We start from the raw sequence: 1,083 nt of genomic DNA, 5'->3' as shown, positions 1-1,083 counted from the left end.
CAAACGAAAACCACCGCATTGCGGTGGTTTTGTTGTTTCTCAGGCTGCGTTTTTGTTTATGCCGCTTCTAAATGCGTCGTTAAGTAAGGCTGCCATGCTTGTTGGTATAAGTTTTTCGCTTGGCTACGCATATTCTTAATGGAAGCCATTTCAATCTCGCTTAGATTTCGCTTTTCCATTGATGCTTGACGTTCAAGCTTTTGAATTTGCTCATACAGGTCGTGTTCAGGACCATTTTTTACATCCGCAATCGCTTTTAAGTGCAGCTGTACTTCTGCGATCAAATTCGTTTTTGGCAAACGGACTAACAAGTTCAGATCACGGTAGCCAGAAGGGCCAGGTCTCTTAAAGCGGTTTTTGACTTTAACGATAGTTGTTTCGCGCTCTAGCGTTTCGTAAATAGAGACCAAACTTGCCACATCTTCCGCCACAATAGTCGCACGAGCTAAGTCGGTAATGCGTTCTACTTGGCCATCCAGTTCATGTGTGATTTTTTCTTCGGCGCGATGTTTAGATTTTACGCCAGCGAAATATGGCTGAGCATCGTTGAGTAGGGCGGTACTTTTACAAATGGTTTCAAGCTCGAATTGGGCTTGATGCGCTTTGCTGTAAAGAATATCGAAATCTGAATAAGGCTGGGTTGGACGAGAGTCGATGGATTGGATTCCATACAAGCCGCTAAGGCTGTGTTTAAATAGTTTAGAACAAACCTCGTTTTGACTAGGGGAACGATTTTGTTCATTACTTGGGGCATTAGGAAGTGCGGCGAATGCCGGCGCACGGCTTAGTACCAAAAGCATCAATGCTGTAGTACGAAGAAATAAGCTCATTCACTCTCCTTAACTTGCTTGCACTTAGAAAATGGGAACGTAAAAGTCGCTAAGACTGGGCAAATTAGGTACTAACTTATTTATGGGGACTTTCCGAAAGATCCCAAGGCTAAAAATTAACCTTTTGGAGGAATCGTGCGTTAGATCACCATTTCTCTTTTCTTTATTCTGCATAGAGAATAAAGAGTTTGTTCTCCAAGGAACGATGACATCCTATCATCGCAGTATTAACCAAAGATGAACGGCATAGACA

Annotated in this window: 1 protein-coding gene; it reads right to left on the bottom strand. The window is 42.8% G+C overall.

Annotated features, from left to right (window positions below; translation table 11 throughout):
• Positions 1-56: 56 nt before the first annotated feature.
• Positions 57-830 carry a phosphoribosylglycinamide formyltransferase gene (locus R7F07_RS25360; RefSeq protein WP_025613169.1) on the bottom strand — a complete coding sequence of 258 codons (774 nt, stop codon included), beginning with the start codon at positions 828-830 and terminating at the stop codon, positions 57-59.
• Positions 831-1,083 lie beyond the last annotated feature (253 nt).

It is taken from the genome of Vibrio sp. YT-16 (genome assembly GCF_033337405.1).
Classification (GTDB): Bacteria; Pseudomonadota; Gammaproteobacteria; order Enterobacterales; family Vibrionaceae; genus Vibrio; species Vibrio alginolyticus.
Note: the sequence above shows the minus strand (reverse complement) of the source record. Positions and strands in the feature narration are given on the sequence as shown.

What these genes read in the sequence shown, in the direction of transcription:
- R7F07_RS25360 (WP_025613169.1), bottom strand. Translation starts at nt 830, where the DNA reads ATGAGCTTATTTCTTCGTACTACAGCATTGATGCTTTTGGTACTAAGC.